This window comes from Methylobacterium radiodurans (genome assembly GCF_003173735.1).
Classification (GTDB): Bacteria; Pseudomonadota; Alphaproteobacteria; order Rhizobiales; family Beijerinckiaceae; genus Methylobacterium; species Methylobacterium radiodurans.
This window is the reverse complement of sequence record NZ_CP029551.1, coordinates 3,396,732-3,418,903: the sequence shown is the minus strand read 5'-3', so window position 1 is coordinate 3,418,903 and position 22,172 is coordinate 3,396,732. Positions and strand designations below refer to the sequence as shown.

The following is a 22,172-nucleotide window of genomic DNA, read 5'->3' as shown; positions in this document are numbered from 1 at the left end:
TGGCCGGCGCCCGTCCGGGCGCCGGCCTCGTCAGGTCACAGGACCTCGACGCGGGTGCCGACCGGTACGCGCTCGTAGAGATCGACCACGTCCGCGTTCATCATGCGGATGCAGCCCGAGGAGACCGACTGGCCGATCGTGTGCGGCTCGTTGGTGCCGTGGATCCGGTAGAGCGACGAGCCGAGATAGAGGGCGCGCGCGCCCAGCGGGTTCTCCGGGCCGCCGACCATGTGGCGCGGCAGGTCCGGGCGCCGGGACAGCATCTCCTTCGGCGGCGTCCAGTCCGGCCACTCGGCCTTGCGGCTCACCGTCTTCAGCCCCGCCCAGGTGAAGCCCGGCCGCCCGACGCCGATGCCGTAGCGCAGCGCCCGGCCGCCCGGCTGGACGAGGTAGAGGAACTTGTTGGGCGTATCGACCACGATGGTGCCGGGCCGCTGCGGCCCGGGATAGGCGACCTCCTGGCGCTGGAAGCGCGGGTCGAGGCCGCGCTCGATCCGCTCCGAGCGGGGATCGGCCACCTGCGGCGCGGGATAGGCCATCGGGTCGGCCGCGCCCGGGTAGGGATCGGGCCGCGGCGCGGCCACGGCCGCCTGCGGCAGGGCCGCGTGACGCTCCGGCTGCCAGGACCGGCCCGGGACCGGCGCGCCGTAGGCGGCGCCCGGATAAACCGCGGCGCCCGGATATGCCGCGGCGCTCGGATAAGACCGCGCGCGCCGATCCGCCTGCGGCGCGGTGGGGGGGCCGCCGGGCACGCTGCCGGTCATCAGATACTCGATCAGCCCGCCGCCGTAGGCTCCGGGCTCCGCGTACCGGGCCTGCTGCGCCGCGTATCCGCCGCTCTGCGCCGCCGCCGGCGCGATCCCCGCCGCGGCGAGCGCCGCCGCGCACAATCCCCACCGCACACGCCCGTCCATCGTCCCAGCCCCCGCGCCTGACGGGCTTGGAAAGTCGGCCCGCTCGCCTGCACGATCCGGCCCGGCGCCGCGGATCCGGTGAAGGAAGATGGTGAATCGGCCCGGCTCCGCCGGATCTCCCCGGGGCGCCGGAATCAGCGTGAACCGCCCCTTAAAGGCTAAATCCGGCGGGTCGCGGTCATGGTCCGGAAACCGTTTGACAACTCCTGGCGGCTACGCTTCTCGGACTGTGCAGAAGGCCGACCCGCCGCGATGATCCAGAAGCGCTACCGCATCGAAGACAGTCTCGGCATCGTTTCGGTGCAGCCTCCCGTGGCCGAGGCGGCACCGGCCGATCCGGCGCGGCTCGACGAGATCCTCGGCGCGATCCAGGATTTGCGCCGCATCACCCAAGCCAGCGCGGGCGAGACGGTGGACGCCTGCCGGCGGGAGCTCGCCGAGGCCTTCGCCATGCGCTCCGAACTCGACGTGATGAAGGAGGCGATCTCGCGCACGAAGTCCGAGATCGCCGCCCTGCACCGGTCGGAGAACAACGGCAAGGGCATGCGCCGGGCCGCCGACGAACTCGACGCGGTGGTGGAATCGACCGAGAGCGCGACCTCGACCCTCCTCACCGTGATGGAGGAGATCGAGCAGAACGCCAACATGCTGCGGGCGGGCAACCTCGGCAAGTCGGCCCAGGAGAACGTCGACGCGATCCTGGAGCGGGTCGTGGTCGCCTACGAGGCCTGCAACTTCCAGGACCTGACCGGCCAGCGCATCAGCAAGATCGTCGGCGTGATGAAGTTCGTCGAGGACCATCTCGATCGGGTCCTCGCGACCTGGAACAGCCTCGAGAGCTTCCGCGACATCCTCGGCCCGATCGACGCCGCGGACCCGGACGACGAATCGGCGCTCCTCAACGGGCCGAAGCTCGACGAGGATCCGGGCCATGTCGATCAGACGGACATCGACGCGCTGTTCGACTAGATCGCGCGCGGCCCCTTTCCCGGCGAATCCGGGGCGCTTAGATCAGCCGCATGAGCCGGCGCGCCCCGTCAGATCTCCCGCCCGACCGCTTCGACGACGGCTCCGAGGACGGGCGCGACGACGAGGCTCCCGATCTCCTGCCCGAGGATGTCCTGCCCGAGGACGGCCAGGAGATCGACTTCGACTTCGAGCCGGGCGCGGTCCAGGCCGGCACCGAGGTGATCCGACGCTTCTGGACGACGCTGCCGACCTCGCCCGGCGTCTACCGGATGTTCGACCACAAGGGCGACGTCCTCTACGTCGGCAAGGCCAAGAACCTGAAGGCGCGGGTGGGCTCCTACGCGCGGGGGCAGGCGCACTCGAACCGCATCGCCCGCATGATCTCGCAGACGGCGGCGATGGAGTTCGTCACCACCGCGACCGAGACCGAGGCGCTGCTGCTCGAGGCCAACCTCATCAAGCAGTTGAAGCCCCGCTTCAACGTGCTGATGCGGGACGACAAGTCCTTCCCGTACATCCTGGTGACGGATGATGGCCCGGCGCCGCAGATCGTGAAGCACCGGGGTGCCCGGCGGCGCAAGGGCAGCTATTACGGCCCCTTCGCCAGCGTCTGGGCGGTGAATCGCACGGTCAACGCCCTGCAGCGCGCCTTCCTGCTGCGCACCTGCACCGACAGCTACTACGAGAACCGCACCCGGCCCTGCCTGCTCTTCCAGATCAAGCGCTGCTCCGGCCCCTGCACGGGCGAGATCGGCGAGGCCGATTACCGGGGTATGGCGGAGGCGGCGAAGAACTTCCTCGACGGCAAGTCGAACGCCGTCAAGGACCGCATGCGCGCCGAGATGCAGGAGGCCTCCGACGCGATGGAGTTCGAGCGCGCCGCGCGCTTCCGCGACCGGATCGCCGCGCTCTCCGCCATCCAGGGCGTGCAGGGGGTGAACACCCAAGGGGTCGAGGAGGCCGACGTCTTCGCGCTCGACGAGCAGGCCGGCCAGTTCTGCATCGAGGTGTTCTTCTTCCGCAACTTCCAGAACTGGGGCAACCGCGCCTACTTCCCGAAGGCCGACCGCACCATGACGCCGGAGGAGGTGCTGGGCTCCTTCATCGGCCAGTTCTACGACGACAAGCCGGCGCCCCGGACCGTGCTCACCAGCCACGCGGTCGAGGACGCGGAGCTGGTAGCCGCCGCCCTGTCGAGCCGGGTCGAGCACCGGGTCGAGATCCACTGGCCGCGCCGCGGCGAGCGGAAGAACCTCGTCGACTACGCCCAGAGGAACGCCAAGGAGGCGCTGGCGCGGCGGCTCGCCGACACCGCCTCGCAGGGCAAGCTGCTCACCGCGCTCGGCCAGGCCTTCGGGCTGGAGCGGGCGCCGCGACGGATCGAGGTCTACGACAACTCGCACATCTCGGGCACGAACGCGGTCGGCGGCATGATCGTGGCGGGTCCCACCGGCTTCATGAAGACGCATTACCGCACCTTCAACATCCGCTCGGAGGAGCTGACCCCGGGCGACGATTACGGGATGATGCGCGAGGTGCTGCAGCGCCGCTTCAAGCGGCTGGTGAAGGAGGCGCCCCGCACCGCGGGCGAGGCCGCGGCCTCGGCGCTGGAGGGCGGCGTCGCGGAGCCGGTGCCGGAACCGCAGGCCGATTCCGACGCCTTCCCGGCCTGGCCCGACCTCGTGCTGATCGACGGCGGCAAGGGGCAGCTCGACGCGGCCCGCACGGCGCTGGAGGAGGTCGGCGTCACCGACGTGCCCCTCGTCGGCGTCGCAAAGGGCCGCGACCGGGATGCGGGGCGCGAGACCTTCTTCGTGCCGGGCCGACCCGCCTTCCGCCTGCCGCCGCGCGACCCGACGCTCTACTTCGTGCAGCGCCTGCGCGACGAGGCCCACCGCTTCGCCATCGGCAGCCACCGGGCCAAGCGCAAGCGCGAGATGGTGAAGAACCCGCTCGACGAGATCGCCGGCATCGGCCCCACTCGCAAGCGCGCGCTCCTGCACCATTTCGGTACCGTGAAGGCGATCCAGCGCGCCGCGCTGGAGGACCTTGCGAAGACGCCCGGCGTGAACGCCGCGACGGCGCGTGCCGTCTACGACTTCTTCCATGCGGGCTCGTGAGGCGCGCGCGAGGGGATGGATCCGTTGACGCCCGAGGGAAGCCGTGATTTCACCGCGCCGATGAACGCCGTCCTCCCCCGACGCCGGTCGCAGGCCTGGACGCTCGCGAACTGCCTCACCTACGGCCGCCTCGTCGCCGTGCCGGTGATGGTGGGGCTGCTGTTCTGGCCCGACTCGATCTCTGCCCGCTTCACCGCGCTCGGGGTGTTCGCCGCCGCCGCGGTGACCGACTATCTCGACGGCTACGTCGCGCGCACCTACGGGCAGTCCTCGGCGCTCGGGCGCATGCTCGACCCGATCGCCGACAAGCTCCTCGTGGCCGCCTGCCTGCTGATGCTGGTGGCCGACCGCACCATCGCGGGCCCCTCGACCTGGGCCGCCATCGTGATCCTGTGCCGCGAGGTGCTGGTCTCGGGGCTGCGCGAGTATCTCGCCGAGCTGAAGGTCGGCCTGCCCGTGAGCCGTGTCGCCAAGTGGAAGACCACGGTGCAGCTCCTAGCGCTGGGCTTCCTCGTGGCGGGGCCGGCCGGCGAGACGATCCTGCCCGGAACCGAGCGCATCGGCGTCCTCCTCCTCTGGCTCGCCGCCGCCCTCACGCTCTGGACCGGCTGGGACTACATGAGGGCTGGCGTCAAGCACGCCATCGACGACCCGCGCTGAGCGGACCGGGCCGCCGCAGGAATCCTCGACGCATGGAAGGAGGCCCCGCCCGATGAAGCTCGTCTATTTCGCCTGGGTGCGCGAGCGGGTCGGCCGTCCCGAGGAGGTGGTCGAGCCGCCGGCGGAGGTCCGCACCGTCGCCGACCTCGTCGGCTGGCTGCGGGGACGCGGCGAGGAATACGCCTACGCCTTCGAGAACCCGCGCGTGGTGCGCGCCGCGATCGACCGGGTCCACGCCAAACCGGACGCCGCGATCGCGGGGGCCTCGGAGATCGCCTTCTTCCCGCCGATGACGGGCGGCTGACGCGCTTCCCTGCCGGCCCCGCGCCGGCCGCTCGGACGAGCCCCCCGGGACGACGGGACATTACTGTTAAATCCCGTGCGCGACCGCTCTCCTGTCGGCGGTGTTTCGCGCGAGGATTGCATCGTTAACGCTGCTTTCACGGGGACGGCCGCCACTCTGGGCGGTCCACTTGCCGTCGATAGCAGCCATGAATCTCCTGAACCGGACCCCGATCATCGCCAAGGTGATCATCCCCCTGCTGGTCGTCGCCCTCGTGGCGGCCGGCCTCGTCGTCCAGGCGCGCGGCGCCCTCGACCTTCTCGCCGGCCAGACCCGGGACATCGTCGACATCCAGTCCGCGCGCCTGGAGAACATCCTGGGCGTGCGCGTCAACGTCACCGAGGCCACGGTCCAGAGCCGCAACATCATCATCGAGACGCGCCAGGCAGAGATGGCGGGCTACAAGGAGCGCTACGACCATCACGTGAGCGCGACCTACGCGGCAGTGGACACGCTGATCCGGCTCGCCGACACGCCCGAGCGGCGCGCAGTCCTCCAGGCGCTCCGGCAGACCGTGAGCACGTATTTCGGCATCCTCGACCGGGTCACCGCCCTCGGCCTGCGCAACGAGACCGAGACCGCTGCCCGCCTCGCGCTGATCGAGGGCTCGCCCGCCCGCACCGCTGTACGCGACGCGGTACAGCAGCGGATCGACGTGCTGAGCCGCGAACTCGCCAAGGCCAAGGCCGACGCGGCCTCCGAGGCCGCGCGCGCGACGGCCCTGCTCATCGGTACCGCCCTGGCCGGCCTCCTGGCGGCCCTCGGGCTCGCCGCCGGCATCGTCGTCCTCGGTATCAGCCGGCCGCTCGCCCGCCTTGTCTCCGTCCTGGAGCGGATGGCCCGGGGCGAGGCCGAGGCGGAGATCGCCGAGGCGCGGCGCGGAGACGAGATCGGCGCGGTCGGACGCGCGGTCGAGGGCATCAAGGCGATGGTGGCGCAGAAGGCCGCCGAGCAGGCCGAGATCAAGCGCATCGCCGACGAGGCCGCCGCGACCGAGCGCCGCCGCACGATGGTGGAGCTGGCCGACGGCTTCGAGCGGGCCGTCGGCGGCATCGTCGGCAGCGTCTCGTCCTCGGCCACCGAGCTGCAGGCCACGGCCCAAACCATGACGGTGGCCGCGACCCAGACCGCCGGCCAGTCCTCGAGCGTCGCCGCCGCCGCCGAGGAGGCCGCGGCCAACGTCAACACGGTGGCGGCGGCGGCCGAGGAGCTTGGCGCCTCGGTCGGCGAGATCGGCCGGCAGGTCGCGGGCTCGGCCGACCTCGCCCGCCGCGCCGTCGGCGAGGCCGACCACACGGCCACGCTGGTGCATGAGCTGAGCGGTGCGGTCGCGCGCATCGGCGACGTGGTCGGGCTGATCTCCTCGATCGCGGGCCAGACGAACCTGCTGGCCCTGAACGCCACGATCGAGGCGGCGCGGGCCGGCGAGGCGGGCCGCGGCTTCGCCGTGGTGGCCGCCGAAGTGAAAGAGCTGGCCTCGCAGACGGCGCGTGCGACCGAGGACATCTCGGCCCAGATCGCGCGCATCCAGGGTGCGACGGGCGAGGCGGTCCAGGCCATCGGGGGGATCACGGGCCGTATCCGGGACATCGACGCGGTGGCGGCCCAGATTGCGGCGGCCGTGGAGGAACAGGGCGCGGCGACCCAGGAGATCGTGCGCAACGTCGCAGAGGCCTCGACGGGCACCAGCGCCGTGACGCGCAACATCATCGGCGTGGCCCAGGCCTCGGAGGATACCGGTGCGGCCGCGGGTCAGGTGCTCGGCGCGGCCGGCGCGCTGTCGCGCCACTCCGAGCAGTTGCGGGGCGAGGTGGGGCGCTTCCTCGCCACCGTCCGGGCCGCCTGAGCGGACGCGCCCGCGGGGCCGCGCACGGGACCGGGGCCGCCGCGTGGCGGCCCCTTGCTTTTTCCGGGGACCGCGCCTCAGGCGCGCCGCAGCGCGATCCCCGCGACGGTCGCGGCCCCGAGCAGCGTCGCGGCGACCGGCGTGGCGCTGCCCTGATGCCAGAGCCCGACCGCGACGGTGAAGAGCGCGCCGAAGGCCATCTGGGTGAACCCGTAGAGGCTGGAGGCCGCGCCCGCCGCGCGCGGATCGACGTTCATCAGCCCGGCCACCGCGTTCGGGCCGACGAGGCCGACGCCGAGCGCGTAGACGATGAGCGGCCCGATCAGGCTGATCACGCCGAGAAGCCCCGCCTGGTCGATCGCCAGCAGCGTGCCCGCGCCCGCGAGGCAGACGAGGTTGCCGGTGCGGGCGAGGCTCCGGATCGGCACGCGGCCCGCGAGCCGGTTCGCCGCCACCGCGCCCGCCACCATGCCGAAGACCACGATGAGGCAATCGAGCCCCACCTCCCCCGAGGAGCGGCCGAGCCGCTCGACCAGCAGGAAGGGCGCGACCGCCAGGAAGGCGTAGAGGCTGGTGCCCGCGCAGGCCCCCGCCACCAGATAGGCCCGGAAGACCGGCATCCGCAGGAGGCGCAGGTAGGCGGCCGCCATCGCGGAGGGGCCGGGCAGCGCCACCGGGTGCCGGTTGGTCTCCGGCAGGGTGACGACCACGAGCGCCCCCAGCACGGCGACGAGCGCGGCCAGCACCCCGAACACCGCGCGCCAGCCGAGCCAGGTATCGACGAGGCCACCGAGTGCCGGGGCGAGAGCCGGGGTCAGCGTCATCGCCATGGTGAGCAGCGCCATCCGGCGCGCCGCGTCGGTGCTCTCCGAGACATCGCGCACCATGGCACGGCCGATCACCAGCGTGCTGCAGGCCCCGAGCGCCTGCAGCACGCGGGCCGCGACCAGCACGCCGATATTGGGGGCGGGGACCGCGAGGAGCAGGCCGGCGAGATAGAGGCCGAGACCCGCGATCAGCACCGGGCGGCGCCCGTAGCGGTCCGAGAGCGGACCGTAGACGAGCTGCCCGCCGGCGAGCCCCACGAGAAAGAGCGTGATGGTGAGCTGGGCCACCGACGGTGTGGTGCCGAGATCGGCGGCCGCATCCGCCAGCGCCGGCACGAAGATGTGCAGCGCCAGCGTTCCCGTCATGGTGACGGCGACGAGGAGCGGGAAGGAGGCCTGCTGCCTCACTGCGTCCGGACGCGGTCCACCACGGCACGGGCCGCGGCGAAAGCCTCGTCGGCGTCGAGTTCCGTCGTGTCGAGCACCACCGCGTCGGCGGCGGCCTTGAGCGGGGCGGCGCTGCGCGAGGCGTCGCGGGCGTCGCGGGCCTGGATGTCGGCGAGGATCGCCGCGAGGGAGGCCGCTTCGCCACGGCCCTCCAACTCGCGGTGGCGCCGCCGCGCCCGCTCTTCGGCGCTCGCCGTGATGAAGAGCTTCACCCGCGCGTCCGGGCAGATCACCGTGCCGATGTCGCGCCCGTCGAGCACCGCGCCGTCCGGCGTGCCGGCGAAGCGCTGCTGCCAGGCGAGCAGCGCGGCGCGCACCGCCGGGATGCCGGAGACGCGCGAGGCCGCCTCGCCCATCGCCCGCTCGCGCAGGCGCGGGTCGGCGAGCCGGTCGGCGATCAGGCCCGTCGCGGCGCGCGCGGCCGCGGCCTCGTCGTCGAGCGGGATGCCCGCATCGATCAGGGTCAGTGCGACCGCCCGGTAGAGCAGCCCCGTGTCGAGATGGGGCAGGCCGTAATGGGCGGCCAGCCGCCGGGCGAGCGTGCCCTTGCCGGAGGCCGCCGGGCCGTCGATCGCGATCACCATCGGCATGGGCCTACTCCGCGATCCTGCCGCCGAGCGCCCGCATGGTCGGCAGGAAGCTCGGGAAGCTCGTGGCGATCATCGCGCCGTCATCGACCGTGACGGGCTCGCGCGTGGCCAAGCCCAGGACGAGGAACGCCATGGCGATGCGGTGGTCGAGATGGGTCGCGACCGTGCCGCCGCCCCGGGGCGCCGCGCCGTCGCCGTGCACCACGAGATCGTCGCCCTCGACCAAGTGGGCGACGCCGTTGGCCTTGAGGCCGGCGGCGACCGCCGCGAGCCGGTCCGATTCCTTCACCCGCAGCTCGTGCAGCCCGTTCATCCGGGTGGTGCCCTCGGCGAACGCCGCCGCGACGGCGAGCACCGGGTACTCGTCGATCATCGCGGGCGCGCGCTCGGCCGGCACGTCGACGCCCTTCAGCCGGCTCGCGCGCACGCGCAGGTCGGCGACGGTCTCGCCGCCCTCCTCGCGCTCGCGCAGCCGCTCGATATCGGCGCCCATCTCGATGAGCGTGGTGATCAGGCCCGTGCGCAGCGGGTTCATCATCACGCCTTGAATCGTCACCTCCGAGCCCGGCACGATCAGCGCCGCCACCAGCGGGAAGGCGGCCGAGGAGGGATCGGCCGGCACCACCACGTCGGTGCCGCGCAAGCTCGGCTGACCGGTGAGCGCGATGCGCCGCCCGTGGCCGCCGGGGCCGTGGGCCTCGACCGAGACCTCGGCGCCGAACAGGCGCAGCATCCGCTCGGTATGGTCGCGGGTGGCTGCGGCCTCGATCACGGTCGTGGTGCCGGGGGCGTTGAGGCCGGCAAGCAGCACGGCCGACTTGATCTGCGCGGAGGCCGCGGGCGTCTCGTAGGTGATCGGGATCGCCTCGCGGGGGCCCCGCAGGGTGAGGGGCACGCGCCCGCCCTCGGCCTCGGCCACCACCTCGGTGCCCATCCGCACCAGCGGGTCGAGGATGCGGCGCATCGGCCGGCTGCGGAGCGAGGCATCGCCGTCGAAGGTCGCGGTGACCGGCTGGCCGCCGACCACACCCATCATCAGGCGCGAGCCGGTGCCGGCATTGCCGAAATCGAGGGTCTCGGCCGGGTCGCTCATCCCGCCGATGCCGACGCCGCGCACCACCCAGCGCCCCTCGCCGAGCCGCTCGACGCCCGCGCCCAGCGCCTTGGCGGCGGCGGCGGTGCGCAGCACGTCGTCGCCCTCCAGCAGGCCTTCGACCCGGGTCTCGCCGATCGAGAGGAGGCCGAGGATCATCGCGCGGTGCGAGATCGACTTGTCGCCGGGCGGCCGGAGCGAGCCGCGCAGGGCCGAGCCCGGCGAGGCGGTGAGGGGCTGGGGGTCGGAATCGTGCGACACGGCTTATGGTCCGAAGGCGGCGGGCGGGCCGGATGAGCGCCGGAGGGGATCGACGGGCCGGTTAGCACCGATGGCGCCCGGCGTCATCCTGGGGCCAAGCCGGAGCCTGGGCCGGACACGCCCTTCGGTGCCCGCGGGACCCGCCGCGGGGCTCGCGCGCGGGCGGCCGCCAGCCAGGAAGCCGCTGAGGTTCGGGCGAAATCCGCCCGCGCCGCGCCATTTGACAGCCGCCCGCGCCGCGACTAACGGGGCCCCTCCCCAGACAGCACCGTGACGAGGTTTTCGCCCGTGGCCAGACCGGAACTCGGCTTGAAGCGCCAATGCATGAATTGCGGCGCGAAATTCTACGATCTCGCCCGCGACCCCGCCGTCTGCCCCAAATGCGGCTCGGTCTACCAGGCGACGACGGCGAGCCGGGTGGCCGCCCCGGCCCTGTCCCGCAGCAGCGCGAGCACGGACGACGAGGACGAGACGGACGAGAAGGGCCCGGAGATGGTCTCCCTCGATGAGGTCGAGGCCGCCGAGGACGACGTGGATACCTCGACCGACGACGATTCCGGCGACGATGCCGGCGGCGACGATGCCGACACCTTCCTGGAGGAGGAGGATGCCGGCGACGACGACGTCTCCGACCTGATCGACGGCGACATCGAGAACGACGAGGAGAGCTGACCTCGGTCCGCCGGCCGCACGGGGCGATCCGGGCGGCCGCGATCGAAAATGGTCGATCGGTGCGAAAAAGGGGTTGAGCGCGGACCGTCCTCCGCTTATAGAACCGGCCTCGCCGGGGCCCGAGGGCAGAGACCCGAGGACATCGGCGAGACGCCATCCGGAACCAGACCCGGATGGGTGATGAGAGTGGGGCCTTAGCTCAGCTGGGAGAGCGCTTCCATGGCATGGAAGAGGTCATCGGTTCGATCCCGTTAGGCTCCACCATCCTCCCCCCGGTCCGGTGACCGGGACTTGCCTCGCTGACGAGGCTCCAACATCCAGGCATAGCCAACCGGCGACGGTCCTGAGGATCGTCGCAACACGTAGAACGTTCGGCGGACGCCCGTCGGCGCGCCATAGCTCAGCCGACCGGCGTGCTCGCCAGCGAGAGGGCGCAGGTCGCGACCACGCGCCGTTGCGCGTCGCGGATGCTGACCGAGAGATGCAGGGGATCGTAGCGGCTCGCCTCGTCGCGCGCGATGTCGGCCAGCAGGCGCCGGCCCTGGCTCTGGGCCGAGGTCGTGTCCGGCCACTCGCTGCCCTCGTCGTCCTGGTGCGAGAGCTCGTGGTCGTGGATATCGAAGAAGTAGTGCGGCATCTCGGGGCCGTGACGCGAGGGAAGCGGTGCCCGAGCCGGCCGGCAGGCGCCTGTCCGGACCGGGACCGACCCGGGACAGCGCGACCGCCGGCGGCGACGGGCGTGTCGATGTTGTAGGCTGTGCCGCCAGCACCTCATACAGGTAAATTGCGAGCAAGTTTTCCGGTGGCCGGCCGCAGGGAGGGAAATGTCGCGCCAAGCCCGATGGGCGATGAAGCCTCCATGGTGTAGCATGGTATAGAATGAGTTGGACGACTGATCTTTCAGTCCGGAAACGTACCGTTTTCGACCGGAGGCCGAGCTGCGTCTGTCGCTCTATACAGACTTCTCCCTTCGGCTGCTGCTATATCTCGGCGCGGTCAGGGCGGACGGCTGGGCGACGACGCCGGACGTCGCGCGGACCTTCGGCATCTCGGTGCATCATCTGCACAAGGCGGTCCAGGGGCTGGCCCGGGCGGGCTTCGTCGAGGCGAAGCAGGGCCGGGCCGGCGGCGTGCGCCTCGCGCGCGATCCCGCCGCGATCCGGCTCGGCGCCGTGGTGGCCGAGCTGGAGGGCACCGGCTGCCTGATCGATTGCGGGCGCGGCCCCTGCCCGCTCGCCCGGGATTGCCTGATCAAGCACGCGCTCGACGCCGCCGAGCGCGGCTTCATCCGGGAACTCGACCGCTTCACCCTGGCGGACATCCTGGCCCACCGGACCGGGGCGACGCTGAGCGGACTGATCGCGGCCGGGCGGGCGGGCCGGGAGGCGTCCTCGGCCTGATGCGCCGTCAGGGATCCGTGCCGGGACCCGCGCCAAGATCGGTGCCACGATCCGTACGCGGACGGGACGAATCCCTCGTGCCGCCGTTGACCGGGGGTGATGCCGTTCCGCGGAGGTCCGAATGCCCGTGCTCGCCCGCGCCGTCCTGATCGCCGCCCTGTTCCCCGCCTTGCCGGTCCGCGCTGCGGCGACCGGTCTGGAGCGCGGCAGCCCGTTCTACCGGGCCGCGCCCTACGTGCCGCCCTCCGCGGCCACCTTCAGCGCGCCCGCCGAAGCCCTCCGCCCTGTCCACCTGCACGAGAGGCCGCCCGCACCCCGGGACGGCCGGCTGCCGAATCAGCGCACCGGACCGATGCACGAGCGCGCGGTGCGCGACATCTGCATCGGCTGCTGAGGGCCCGCGCCGATGGACGACCCGGCGCCCGCCCGCTATGGCGGTCGGTGCTCCTCCGGTGCACACCTCGCCCGGCCCCATCCCATGCGCCTTCCCACAACCCTGCCGGCAACTCTCCTGGCCTGCCTCGCGGTGCTCATGCCTCTCTCTCCCGCCAGGGCCGAACCCGTCGAGGCCGTGGAGCGGGCGGACGCGGCGGGCCTCGCCGCCGCGCTCCAGGCCCGCATCCTCGCGGCGCCGAGCGCGACGGCCGTGCTGGAGGCGTGGTGCGCGGAGCGCGGCCTCAGCCCCGAGCCGCGTCTCGTCGCCCTGCGGCTGGCCGCCCCCGAGAAGCCGCCGAGCGCCGAGCAGCGCCGCCGCCTCGGCGTCGGCGAGGCCGAGCCGGTGCGCTACCGGCGGGTGCGCCTCGCCTGCGGCGCGCACGTGCTCTCGGAGGCCGACAACTGGTACGTGCCGGCCCGCCTCACGCCCGCGATGAACCGCGCCCTCGACGAGACCGACGCGCCCTTCGGCCGGGTTGTGCGCCCGCTCGCGCCGGTGCGGCGCAACATCGGCCTGCGCGCCCTGGACCATGCCGGGCCGCCGGGCCGCGACACCCCGCTCTTCGCGGTGGAGGCGGTGCTGACGAGTGCGGCGGGCCAGCCCTTCTGCGAGGTCGCCGAGACCTATCTGGGCGCGGTGCTGGGGCCGGGCGTGCCCTGAGCTTGGCGCGGGCCGCAACATCCGGCTAAGAGCCTGACCCGGCCGCTCGCCGGTCTTCGGGAGGATACCATGACACCGCGCCGCTCCACGCTCCGCGCCGCCGGCCTGCTGGCCGCCCTGCTGACCGCCGGTCCCGGCCACGCGGCCGGCGATCCCAGCGGTGTCTGGCTGACCGAGACGGGGGATTCCAAGGTGCGGCTCGCCCGCTGCGGCGCGGGCTATTGCGGCACGGTGGCCAGCGTCGCGGGCAAGGGCCTCGACGCGAACAACCCCGATCCGGCGCTGCGCGGCCGCAGCGTCGTCGGGGTCCAGATCGTCAACGCGCCGAACGCGTCCGGAGACGGCTACGCGGGCACGCTCTACAACCCGAAGGACGGCAAGACCTATTCGGGCACCCTCAAGATGACCGGCCCGAACACCCTCGTGGTCTCGGGCTGCGTGATGAGCGTCTTCTGCAAGAGCCAGACCTGGAAGCGCGCGAACTGATCCGCTCGAACGCGCGAACGCCGCGCCATCCTGAGATGACGCGGCGTTCGTGCCCGGGCGCAGGGCCGGCTCAGTTCAGGACGACGACCTTCGCGCCGACCTTCACGCGCTCGTAGAGGTCGGTGACGTCCTCGTTGGTCATGCGGATGCAGCCCGACGAGACGGCCTGGCCGATCGTGTCCGGCTCGTTGGAGCCGTGGATGCGGTACTCGGTCGAGCCGATATACATGGCGCGGGCGCCGAGCGGGTTCTCGATGCCGCCGGCCATGTAGCGCGGCAGGTCGGGGCGGCGGGCCAGCATGGCGGCCGGGGGCGTCCACGACGGCCACTCGCGCTTGGCGGTGATCGTCTTGGTGCCCGACCACGTGAAGCCCGGGCGGCCGACGCCGACGCCGTAGCGGATCGCCTCGCCGTTCGGCATCACGAAGTAGAGGCGCCGCTCCTGGGTCGAGACCACAATCGTGCCCGGCTTGTAGGGGGCGTTGAAGGCGACGACCTCGCGCGGGATCGGCTGGACCTGCGCCTGCGGCGCCGCCTGGACGCCCTGGCCGTAGCCCGGCTGGTAGGCGCGGCCTGGCGTGCCCTGGTAGCCGTAGGGCTCGTAGGTATCGCCGTAATAGTCCTCGGCGTCCGTGGCGCCGAAGGGATCGTAGGAGGACGCGGCGAAGGCCGGCGTGGCGGCAAGAAGCGAGACGCCGAACAGGGCGGCGAGCGCAGTCGCGGAGGTCTTCATGATGAGCCTGCCTGAGCAATAACCTTTGCCATTACAAGCGTGAGCATAGGTCTCAGGTTCCACAGGGCCCGGAAGATTTTGCCGGGCGGAGGAATACCGAAGCTCGGCCGCGACTTCGGCGTCTTGACGCAGCCGTTTGTCCCCCGGTTGTTCACGGCCGCGTGAGCGGGCCTTTGGAACATCGCCTTTCAGAAGACCTCGTCGGTGTGCACGTCGAAGCGGGCGAGGCTTTGGAAGCCGAAATTCGTCGTGATGGCGACGTCGGTGGCGTCGCGCCCGCGCGCCATGACGATGCGGCCGATGCGCGGGCGGTTGTGGCGCGCGTCGAACGTGTACCAGCGCGGGCCCTCGGGCCCTTCGAGGAACACCTCGAACCAGGCGGAGAAGTCCATCGGGTCCGGCACCGCGGGCACACCGATATCGCCGAGATAGCCCGTGCAGTAGCGCGCCGGGATGTTCATGCAGCGGCAGAGGGTGACGGCGAGATGCGCGAAGTCGCGACAGACCCCCTCCTGCTGGGTGTGGCCGTCATGGGCTGAGCGTGTCGCGTCTGCCCGCATGTAGTCGAAGCGGATCCGGTTGTGGGTGTAGTCCACGATGGCCTGGACCCGGGCCCAGCCCTCCGGCGTGGAGCCGAACAGGTTCCAGGCAGTCTGGGCGAGCTTGTCGGTGTCGCAGTAGCGCGAGCCCAGGAGGAAGACGAGCACGTCGTCCGGCAGGTCCTGCACCGGGATCTGGCGCGCCCCGGGGGCGTACTCGTCGGGCTCGCCGGAATCCTGCACCACGAAGGAGGCCGACATCGCGATCCGGCCGGGCGGGGCCAGGATGCGGTGGCAGATGTTGTCGAAGCGGTCGCGGTACTCGTGCGCCGGCACCGGCGGATCGAGGCGGATCACGTGCGGGGTCAGCACGTCCGGCATCCGCGACGGGTGGACGCTGAGCATCAGGATCATCGGCGTCGGCTGGCTCGAATCGAAGGCGATGTCGAAACCGGTCCTGATCTTCATGGGGCACACCGCTCGGAGAGGGAGCCGGCGCGATGCAAGAGGCGCGCCCCCACCCGGCTCGGAGCGGGGCGCTCAGAGCACGGGCGGCGGCGGCTCGCCGCTGGCGCGCTCGGCCTCGACCAGAACGTCGAGCGGGCGCCAGGGTTTCTGGATGAACACGGCCTCGGGCGGCAGGTCCGGCCGGCTCACCCCGTGGCCGGAGGTGATCACGAGCCGCGCGCGAGGCCACAGGGTCGCGACCGCGTGGGCGAGCTGCAGCCCGTCCATGGCGCCGGCCAGCCGCACGTCGGCGAAGACCAGGGCAACGTCGCCGCCGTGATCCTGCAGCACCCGCAGGGCGGCCTCCGCGCTGTCGCAGCCGATCACGGCGAGCTCGGTCTCCTCGAGCAGGGTCTCGGCGAGCGCGCGGATCTGCGGCTCGTCCTCCACCACCAGGGCGAGGCGCCTCGGCTCCGCGATGGCCGGCGGCGCCTCGGCGGCCGCCGGCTCGGGCTCGGCCTGGCGCACGCGCCGGACGAGGGCGGCGAGATGCTCCGGCACGCCCTCGGCCACGAGGTCGTCGTAGAACGAAGCGAGGGTCTGCCCGATCTGGTCGAGGGGAACGCCCGGCGTGAGCGTGTCCAGGGCGGGTACGCGCCGCGCGCCGGCCCCGTCGCGGTCCGCTGTGCTCAAACTACCTCCCGAACGCTCCTGCACGCCCCGGCCGGGGCCTGTGAAAAGAAGTCGGGAACGGGCCGTCAGTTGCGCGGCCCCAGCGATTCCACCGGGATCTTCGGCCAAAACCTACGGCGTGGCGGGCGCGTCGGCGTCCGCGAAGGCCATCAGCCCCGAGACCGCGCGCACGTTCTGGTAGCGGGCGCCGCGGGTGCTCATCATCGCCTCGAACTTCTCGTGCACCTGGGCGACCGAGAGGCTGACCGCCTTCTTGGCCCGGCGCCCGCGTTGCGCCGCGGAGGCGAAGAAGATCGTCCGGTTGGCCCGCGCCGGGCCCGGCAGCAGCGCGGCGGCGGCGGCACCCGGCGTGTTCACCACCTTGGCCAGAAACTCCTCGGCGTCGTCCGGCCCGAGGAAGTGGGCGAGATAGACCTCGCCCAGCGTCAGCTCGCGGCCGATGCGCAGCGCGATGCGGGCGGCGTCGCGCTTCAGCATCTCGCCCGCCATCAGGGCTGAGAGGTAGGGATCGCGGCGCAGCTCAAGGATGCGGGCGCGCTCGGCCGGGTCCTGCACGGAGGGCCGGTCGTTGGCGTCGGCCACCACGAGGGCCGCGTCCTTCTCCAGGCCGTACCGGGCGCCGAAATCGCGCACCACGCCGAGCCAGGTCCGCTCGATGAACTGGTACAGGCCCGTGGCCGAGGAGGTCTTGGCCTGGACCGCGGTGATGAAGCTCGATTCCTTGTCGGCCACCGCCATCAGGAGCACGGGGTCGGTCTGCACGGCCTGGGCGGCCTTCACGATGGTCTGGACGAGGTGGCGCCGGATCTTCATCGGGCCGAATTCAAGCACGTCGTTCGGGTCGCCGACCGCGCTCTCGGAGAGCAGGAAGTCGTACGAGACCCGGTCGACGCTGTTCGAGCCGAGGTCGGTATCGAGATCGTGAACGTGCGCGAAGGCCGTCGAGGCGCGCAGCGGCGCGGCCGGCGCCGGGTTCTCGACCGCCCGCGGGGCGAGCGAGACGGTCTGCACCCGGGGGCGCGGCATCTGGATCTCGGTGGCGGCATGAGCGGTGGAGACCGCGTTGTCGAGGCCGATCCGCCCGAGCTCGGCCCCGGAGCCGATCAGCACCGCGCTGAGGCCGCCGGCCACGAGGGTGATGGAGAGGAGGGAGCGGGCGAGCGCCGGGCGGCTGCCGTGGTCGCGCCCGACGCAGGTCTCGGCCGTGATGGCGTCGGCCGGGCCGGCGCCGAAGCGGGTGGGCGCCTTGGCGGCGGCAGAGTAGGCGTTGCGCGACGTTCCGGCGGTGCGGCCCTGCATTGCGACTCACGTGCTCTGATCACGCGCCGGTGACGGCGCCTTCCCCGTGAGATGGCTTGACAGATGTGGCGACAACACGGCCGCGCTTGGGACGATCCTGTGGCAAACCCCGCCCGATCGGCGGCGAGCTTAGCCGTAGAATGTCACCCGTGACTTAATCGGTCCGCCTCGGCTAAGAGGGCGCGAACGCGCGGGCTCCGGCCGCGGCGCACGACACGAACGTTCCCAGCAGAGTCAATCCTCGATGAGCGGCGTCAACGAGATCCGGTCGACCTTCCTCGACTACTTCGCAGCAGCCGACCACGCCGTCGTGCCCTCGTCCTCACTCGTCCCGAAGAACGACCCCACGCTGATGTTCACGAACGCCGGCATGGTGCAGTTCAAGAACGTCTTCACGGGCGTCGAGAAGCGGCCCTACCAGCGGGCGACCACGGCGCAGAAATGCGTCCGCGCGGGCGGCAAGCACAACGACCTCGACAATGTCGGCTACACCGCGCGCCACCACACCTTCTTCGAGATGCTCGGCAACTTCTCGTTCGGCGACTATTTCAAGCCGCGCGCCATCGAGCTGGCCTGGAACCTGATCACCAAGGAGTTCGGCCTCAAGCCCGACCGCCTGCTGGTGACCGTCTACGCGGACGACGACGAGGCGGCGGGCCTCTGGAAGAAGATCGCGGGCTTCTCGGACGACAAGATCATCCGCATCGGCACCTCCGACAATTTCTGGCAGATGGGCGATACCGGCCCCTGCGGGCCGTGCTCTGAGATCTTCATCGACCAGGGCCCGGCGCTCCAGGGCGGCCCGCCCGGCTCTCCGGACGAGGACGGCGACCGCTTCCTCGAGTTCTGGAACCTCGTCTTCATGCAGTACGAGCAGGTCGAGCCGGGCAACCGCCTCGCCCTGCCGCGGCCCTCGATCGACACCGGCATGGGCCTGGAGCGCATGGCGGCGATCCTGCAGGGCGTGCACTCGAACTACGAGACCGACCTGTTCCGGGCCCTGATCGACGCGGTGGCGCACGCCGTCTCCCGCGCGCCGGAGCCCGCGACGCTCGCCTCCTACCGGGTGATCGCCGACCATCTGCGCGCCTCGTCCTTCCTGGTGGCGGACGGCGTGCTGCCCTCGAACGAGGGCCGCGGCTACGTGCTGCGCCGGATCATGCGCCGCGCCATGCGCCACGCCGAGCTGATCGGCTCGCGCGAGCCCATGATGTACCGCCTCGTGCCGGTGCTGGTGCGCGAGATGGGCCAGGCCTACCCCGAGCTGATGCGGGCCGAGAGCCTGATCTCCGAGACCCTGCGGCTGGAGGAGACCCGCTTCCGCCGCACGCTGGAGCGGGGTCTAGCCATCCTCGACGCCGAGAGCCGCGACCTCCAGGCCGGCGGCCAGCTCTCGGGCGAGACCGCCTTCACCCTCTACGACACCTACGGCTTCCCCCTGGATCTCACCCAGGATGCCCTGAAGGCCCGCGGCATCGGCGTCGACACGGAGGCCTTCACGGCCGCCATGCAGCGCCAGAAACAGGCGGCCCGCGAGGCCTGGAAAGGCTCGGGCGAGGCCGCGACCGAGACGGTGTGGTTCTCGGTGCGCGACCGCGTCGGCGCCACCGAGTTCCTGGGCTACGAGACGGAGGGCGCCGAGGGCATCGTCGTGGCGCTCCTGCGCGAGGGCGCCGAGGTCGAGGCGCTCAACGCCGGCGAGAGCGGGCTGATGCTGGTGAACCAGACCCCGTTCTACGCCGAGTCCGGCGGCCAGGTCGGCGATACCGGACTCGTCGTGGGGCCGGGCCTCACCGCCCGCGTCACCGGCACCGAGAAGAAGCTCGGCGACCTCTTCGTCCACCACGTCGCAGTCGAGGCGGGCACGCTCGCGCGGGACAGTGCCGTGGAGCTGAAGGTCGACCATGCCCGCCGTCGGGCGATCCGCGCCAACCACTCGGCCACCCACCTGCTGCACGAGGCGCTGCGGCAGGTGCTCGGCGACCATGTCGCCCAGAAGGGCTCGCTGGTGGCGCCCGAGCGCCTGCGCTTCGACATCAGCCACCCGAAGCCGATCGAGGCGGCCGAACTGCAGCGCGTCGAGGACATCGCCAACGCGGTGCTGCTGCAGAACGAGCCGGTCGTGACCAAGCTGATGGCGGTGGACGACGCCATCGCGTCGGGCGCCCGCGCGCTGTTCGGTGAGAAGTACGGCGACGAGGTGCGGGTCGTCTCGATGGGCAAGCCCGTGGACGAGGCCGGCGCTCTTGGTGCGACCGGCGCTCTTGCCGAGGGCGGGCGCCTGCCGAACTTCTCGATCGAGCTCTGCGGCGGCACGCACGCGGCCCGCACCGGCGATATCGGGCTGATCACCATCGTGGGCGAGAGCGCGGTGGGTGCCGGGGTCCGTCGCATCGAGGCGATGACCGCGGACGCGGCCCGCCGCTACCGGGCCGAGGAGGGCCGGGCGCTGGCGGCGCTCGCCGGCCAGCTCAAGGCGCCGGTCGCCGAGGCGCCGGACCGGCTCGCGGCGCTGATCGAGGACCGCCGCCGCCTGGAGCGTGAGCTGGCCGATGCCCGCAAGAAGCTCGCGATGGGCGGGGGCGCCGCGGGCGGCGGCGACGAGGCCCGCGAGGTGGCGGGCGTGAAGCTGATGGCGCGGGTGGTCGAGGGCGTCGAGATGCGCGACCTCAAGAGCCTCGCGGACGAGGGCAAGACCCGGCTCGGCTCCGGCATCGTGGCGATCGTGGGCGTGGCCGCGGACGGCAAGGCCGGTCTCGTGGTCGGCGTCACCGAGGACCTGACCGGCCGCTACGACGCGGTCGGGCTTGTGCGCGCGGGCGCGGGCCATCTCGGCGGCAAGGGCGGCGGCGGCCGCCGCGACATGGCCCAGGCGGGAGGACCCAACGGGGCCGGCGCGCAGGCGGCGCTCGACGCGATCGCCGAGGCGCTGGCGCAGGCCGAGGCGGCCTGAGGTCGGGGCGGATCGCCGTCAAAGATCCCGGGCCGGCGACCGCCGCGTCTTCCCTCCCCCCTCTGCGGGGGAGGGTGGCCCCTGCGTCAGCAGGGGTCGGGAGAGGGGTGAACGCTTCAGAATAGGACTGTGCCCTGCATGAAGGCCGCGCCCTCTCCGGCACCGTCGCTCCCCTCACCCGACCCGGCCCGACGGCCGGCCCACCCTCTCCCGCAGAGGGGAGAGGGAGGACGCGGGGGCGGCCGCCTGAACCGAGTGACGACAATGGCTCCGCAGGCGGGCAGAGCGGGTCTTAGGTTCGGGGTTAGACCGCCACCCGCCCCACCGCCTCCTCCACCAGCGCCGCGCCGCGCGCCTCCGACAGGGCTTCGCCCACCATCAGGATCGCCGGCCCCTCCAGTCCCGCCGCCTCGATCCGGTCGGCGAGGTCGGCGGCGCTGCCGCGCACCGTCGCCTGGGTCGGGCGCGTCGCGTTGAACACCACGAGCGCCGGGGTCGCGGGCGCCAACCCCTCGGCCACCGCCCGCTCCAGCAGCGCCCGGAGCGTGCGCTTGGGCATGTAGACCACGGTGGTGACGCTCGGATCCGCCAGCGCGCCCCAGTTCAGATCGTCGGGCAGCGCGCCGCGGCGGTCGTGGCCGGTGACGAATTGCAGGCGCCGCGCCGCGTCGCGGTGGGTCAGCGAGACGCCGAGCGAGGCGGCAGCCCCCTGCGCCGCGCTGACGCCGGGCACCACCGCCACCGGGATGCCGGCGGCGCGGCATGCCTCGATCTCCTCGCCGGCCCGGCCGAAGACCAGCGGGTCGCCGGATTTCAGCCGCACCACCTGCTTGCCCGAGCGGGCGAGCTGCACCATCAGCGCGTTGATGTCGTCCTGGCGGCAGGAGGGCCCGTGCCCGGTCTTGCCGACCAGCATCGTGCGGGCCTCGCGCCGGGCGTAGTCGAGGATCTCGGGCGCCACGAGGTCGTCGTACAGGATCACGTCGGCGTTGCGCAGGGCGCGTAGCGCCTTCAGCGTGAGCAGTTCCGCGTCGCCCGGCCCCGCGCCGACGAGCGTCACCGCGCCGCCCTTCGGCGCCGCCTCGGTCTGGGCGAGCAGGCCCGCGAGGTCATCGGCGTCCGGCGCCCGGTCGGGCTCGGCGAAGGCGCGGTCGGTGAAGCGCTCCCAGAAGAAGCGCCGCTCGGCAAAGCCGTGGAAGCGCCCGGTGACCGCCTCGCGCCAGTCGCGGGCGGCGGTGACCCAGCGGGCGAAGCCCCGCGGCAGCATCGCCTCGATGCGCGCCCGCACGGTCTGGCCGAAGACCGGGGCGGCGCCCTCGGTCGAGATGCCGACGACGAGCGGCGAGCGGTTGACGATGGCGCCGAACTTCACGTCGCAGAGATGCGGCCGATCGACCGCGTTGACGATGGCGCCGGCCCCGCGCGCCGCGGCCACGAAGGCCACGCAGTCGCGCTCGTCCTCCATCGCCCCGATGGCGAAGGCGGCGCCCCAGAGATCCTCCGGCGTCCAGCGCCGCGCGTGCAGCGTCACCCGGCCCGAGACGATCTCGCCCGGCACCGCGCGCAGCTCCTCGGAGGGATCCTCCGCGTAGACATCGACCTCGGCGCCCGCGGCGGCGAGGAGCTTCACCTTCCAGGGCGCGCCGCCGTTCGACCCGGCCAGCACCGCGCGCCTGCCCTGGAGCGGCACGAAGACGGGCAGGACAGCGAGCGGCTCCAGGCCGGCCTTGGTCTCGCGGGGTTCACGGGGAGAGCGCATGAGGATGGGCTTCGACATGGGAATC

The 22,172-nt window shown here is 72.4% G+C and carries 21 protein-coding genes and 1 tRNA gene; 12 read left to right on the top strand and 10 right to left on the bottom strand.

Annotated features, from left to right (window positions below; genetic code table 11):
- Nucleotides 1-35 precede the first annotated feature (35 nt).
- A complete protein-coding gene (locus DK427_RS16010; RefSeq protein ID WP_109952132.1) occupies nucleotides 36-914 on the bottom strand; it encodes a L,D-transpeptidase in 879 nt (292 codons plus the stop codon).
- Nucleotides 915-1,166: 252 nt separating this feature from the next.
- Between DK427_RS16010 and DK427_RS16005 the strand changes: the two genes are divergently transcribed.
- The 5 genes from DK427_RS16005 to DK427_RS15985 all read left to right on the top strand — a co-directional run bounded on the left by DK427_RS16005 (nucleotide 1,167) and on the right by DK427_RS15985 (nucleotide 6,852).
- Nucleotides 1,167-1,883, top strand: coding sequence for a protein phosphatase CheZ (locus DK427_RS16005; protein ID WP_109952131.1), 717 nt, complete (start codon nucleotides 1,167-1,169; stop codon nucleotides 1,881-1,883).
- A 50-nt stretch (nucleotides 1,884-1,933) separates the two neighbouring features.
- Entirely contained in the window at nucleotides 1,934-4,003 is a 2,070-nt protein-coding gene (gene uvrC / locus DK427_RS16000; RefSeq protein WP_109952130.1) for an excinuclease ABC subunit UvrC, read from the top strand.
- Nucleotides 4,004-4,063: 60 nt separating this feature from the next.
- On the top strand, nucleotides 4,064-4,663 hold the full coding sequence (pgsA, locus tag DK427_RS15995) for a CDP-diacylglycerol--glycerol-3-phosphate 3-phosphatidyltransferase (protein ID WP_109954206.1): 600 nt from the start codon (nucleotides 4,064-4,066) through the stop codon (nucleotides 4,661-4,663).
- Nucleotides 4,664-4,715: 52 nt separating this feature from the next.
- Nucleotides 4,716-4,967, top strand: coding sequence for a molybdopterin converting factor subunit 1 (moaD, locus tag DK427_RS15990; protein WP_109952129.1), 252 nt, complete (start codon nucleotides 4,716-4,718; stop codon nucleotides 4,965-4,967).
- Between the two features lie 187 nt (nucleotides 4,968-5,154).
- Nucleotides 5,155-6,852, top strand: coding sequence for a methyl-accepting chemotaxis protein (locus DK427_RS15985; protein WP_109952128.1), 1,698 nt, complete (start codon nucleotides 5,155-5,157; stop codon nucleotides 6,850-6,852).
- A 77-nt stretch (nucleotides 6,853-6,929) separates the two neighbouring features.
- On the opposite strand, the gene DK427_RS15980 is transcribed toward DK427_RS15985, so the two are convergent.
- Genes DK427_RS15980 through aroA form a run of 3 tightly spaced genes read right to left on the bottom strand, consistent with a single transcriptional unit; the run spans nucleotide 6,930 to nucleotide 10,070 of the window.
- The gene (locus DK427_RS15980; RefSeq protein WP_281276956.1) at nucleotides 6,930-8,087 is read right to left on the bottom strand and encodes a multidrug effflux MFS transporter; all 1,158 of its coding nucleotides are present in this window, start codon (nucleotides 8,085-8,087) and stop codon (nucleotides 6,930-6,932) included.
- Nucleotides 8,084-8,716 carry a (d)CMP kinase gene (cmk, locus tag DK427_RS15975; protein ID WP_109952127.1) on the bottom strand — a complete coding sequence of 211 codons (633 nt, stop codon included), beginning with the start codon at nucleotides 8,714-8,716 and terminating at the stop codon, nucleotides 8,084-8,086. Before cmk ends, DK427_RS15980 begins: the two co-directional genes overlap by 4 nt.
- A gap of 4 nt (nucleotides 8,717-8,720) precedes the next feature.
- On the bottom strand, nucleotides 8,721-10,070 hold the full coding sequence (aroA, locus tag DK427_RS15970; RefSeq protein ID WP_109952126.1) for a 3-phosphoshikimate 1-carboxyvinyltransferase: 1,350 nt from the start codon (nucleotides 10,068-10,070) through the stop codon (nucleotides 8,721-8,723).
- A gap of 288 nt (nucleotides 10,071-10,358) precedes the next feature.
- Here aroA and DK427_RS15965 point away from each other — a divergent pair, with 288 nt between their 5' ends.
- Both DK427_RS15965 and DK427_RS15960 read left to right on the top strand, forming a co-directional pair.
- Nucleotides 10,359-10,742 (top strand): TIGR02300 family protein, encoded by a 384-nt coding sequence (locus DK427_RS15965; protein ID WP_109952125.1) that lies wholly within the window; start codon nucleotides 10,359-10,361, stop codon nucleotides 10,740-10,742.
- Between the two features lie 188 nt (nucleotides 10,743-10,930).
- Nucleotides 10,931-11,006 (top strand) — tRNA-Ala (locus DK427_RS15960).
- Nucleotides 11,007-11,142: 136 nt separating this feature from the next.
- On the opposite strand, the gene DK427_RS15955 is transcribed toward DK427_RS15960, so the two are convergent.
- The gene (locus DK427_RS15955; RefSeq protein WP_109952124.1) at nucleotides 11,143-11,379 is read right to left on the bottom strand and encodes a DUF6894 family protein; all 237 of its coding nucleotides are present in this window, start codon (nucleotides 11,377-11,379) and stop codon (nucleotides 11,143-11,145) included.
- Between the two features lie 301 nt (nucleotides 11,380-11,680).
- On the opposite strand from DK427_RS15955, the gene DK427_RS15950 reads away from it, so the two are divergent.
- From DK427_RS15950 to DK427_RS15935, 4 genes are all read left to right on the top strand, one after another.
- On the top strand, nucleotides 11,681-12,142 hold the full coding sequence (locus tag DK427_RS15950; RefSeq protein ID WP_342772547.1) for an RrF2 family transcriptional regulator: 462 nt from the start codon (nucleotides 11,681-11,683) through the stop codon (nucleotides 12,140-12,142).
- A gap of 121 nt (nucleotides 12,143-12,263) precedes the next feature.
- Nucleotides 12,264-12,536, top strand: coding sequence for a hypothetical protein (locus tag DK427_RS15945; RefSeq protein ID WP_109952122.1), 273 nt, complete (start codon nucleotides 12,264-12,266; stop codon nucleotides 12,534-12,536).
- Between the two features lie 84 nt (nucleotides 12,537-12,620).
- Nucleotides 12,621-13,238 carry a hypothetical protein gene (locus DK427_RS15940; protein ID WP_162559808.1) on the top strand — a complete coding sequence of 206 codons (618 nt, stop codon included), beginning with the start codon at nucleotides 12,621-12,623 and terminating at the stop codon, nucleotides 13,236-13,238.
- Nucleotides 13,239-13,307: 69 nt separating this feature from the next.
- Complete coding sequence (locus tag DK427_RS15935) at nucleotides 13,308-13,724, top strand: DUF2147 domain-containing protein (RefSeq protein WP_109952120.1); 417 nt, start codon at nucleotides 13,308-13,310, stop codon at nucleotides 13,722-13,724.
- Between the two features lie 70 nt (nucleotides 13,725-13,794).
- Here the strand turns inward: DK427_RS15935 and DK427_RS15930 are convergent, their stop codons facing one another.
- The 4 genes from DK427_RS15930 to DK427_RS15915 form a co-directional block, all read right to left on the bottom strand.
- A complete protein-coding gene (locus DK427_RS15930; protein ID WP_109952119.1) occupies nucleotides 13,795-14,457 on the bottom strand; it encodes a L,D-transpeptidase in 663 nt (220 codons plus the stop codon).
- A gap of 188 nt (nucleotides 14,458-14,645) precedes the next feature.
- Nucleotides 14,646-15,464 (bottom strand): transglutaminase-like domain-containing protein, encoded by an 819-nt coding sequence (locus DK427_RS15925; RefSeq protein WP_109952118.1) that lies wholly within the window; start codon nucleotides 15,462-15,464, stop codon nucleotides 14,646-14,648.
- 72 nt (nucleotides 15,465-15,536) lie between these two features.
- Nucleotides 15,537-16,088: a response regulator gene (locus DK427_RS15920; protein ID WP_109954204.1), complete on the bottom strand. Its 552-nt coding sequence runs from the start codon at nucleotides 16,086-16,088 to the stop codon at nucleotides 15,537-15,539.
- Nucleotides 16,089-16,247: 159 nt separating this feature from the next.
- Nucleotides 16,248-17,435 (bottom strand): transglycosylase SLT domain-containing protein, encoded by a 1,188-nt coding sequence (locus tag DK427_RS15915; RefSeq protein WP_109952117.1) that lies wholly within the window; start codon nucleotides 17,433-17,435, stop codon nucleotides 16,248-16,250.
- 244 nt (nucleotides 17,436-17,679) lie between these two features.
- Between DK427_RS15915 and alaS the strand changes: the two genes are divergently transcribed.
- Entirely contained in the window at nucleotides 17,680-20,388 is a 2,709-nt protein-coding gene (gene alaS, locus DK427_RS15910; RefSeq protein WP_109952116.1) for an alanine--tRNA ligase, read from the top strand.
- Nucleotides 20,389-20,692: 304 nt separating this feature from the next.
- Here the strand turns inward: alaS and cysG are convergent, their stop codons facing one another.
- Complete coding sequence (gene cysG / locus DK427_RS15900) at nucleotides 20,693-22,147, bottom strand: siroheme synthase CysG (RefSeq protein WP_109954203.1); 1,455 nt, start codon at nucleotides 22,145-22,147, stop codon at nucleotides 20,693-20,695.
- Nucleotides 22,148-22,172: the final 25 nt, after the last annotated feature.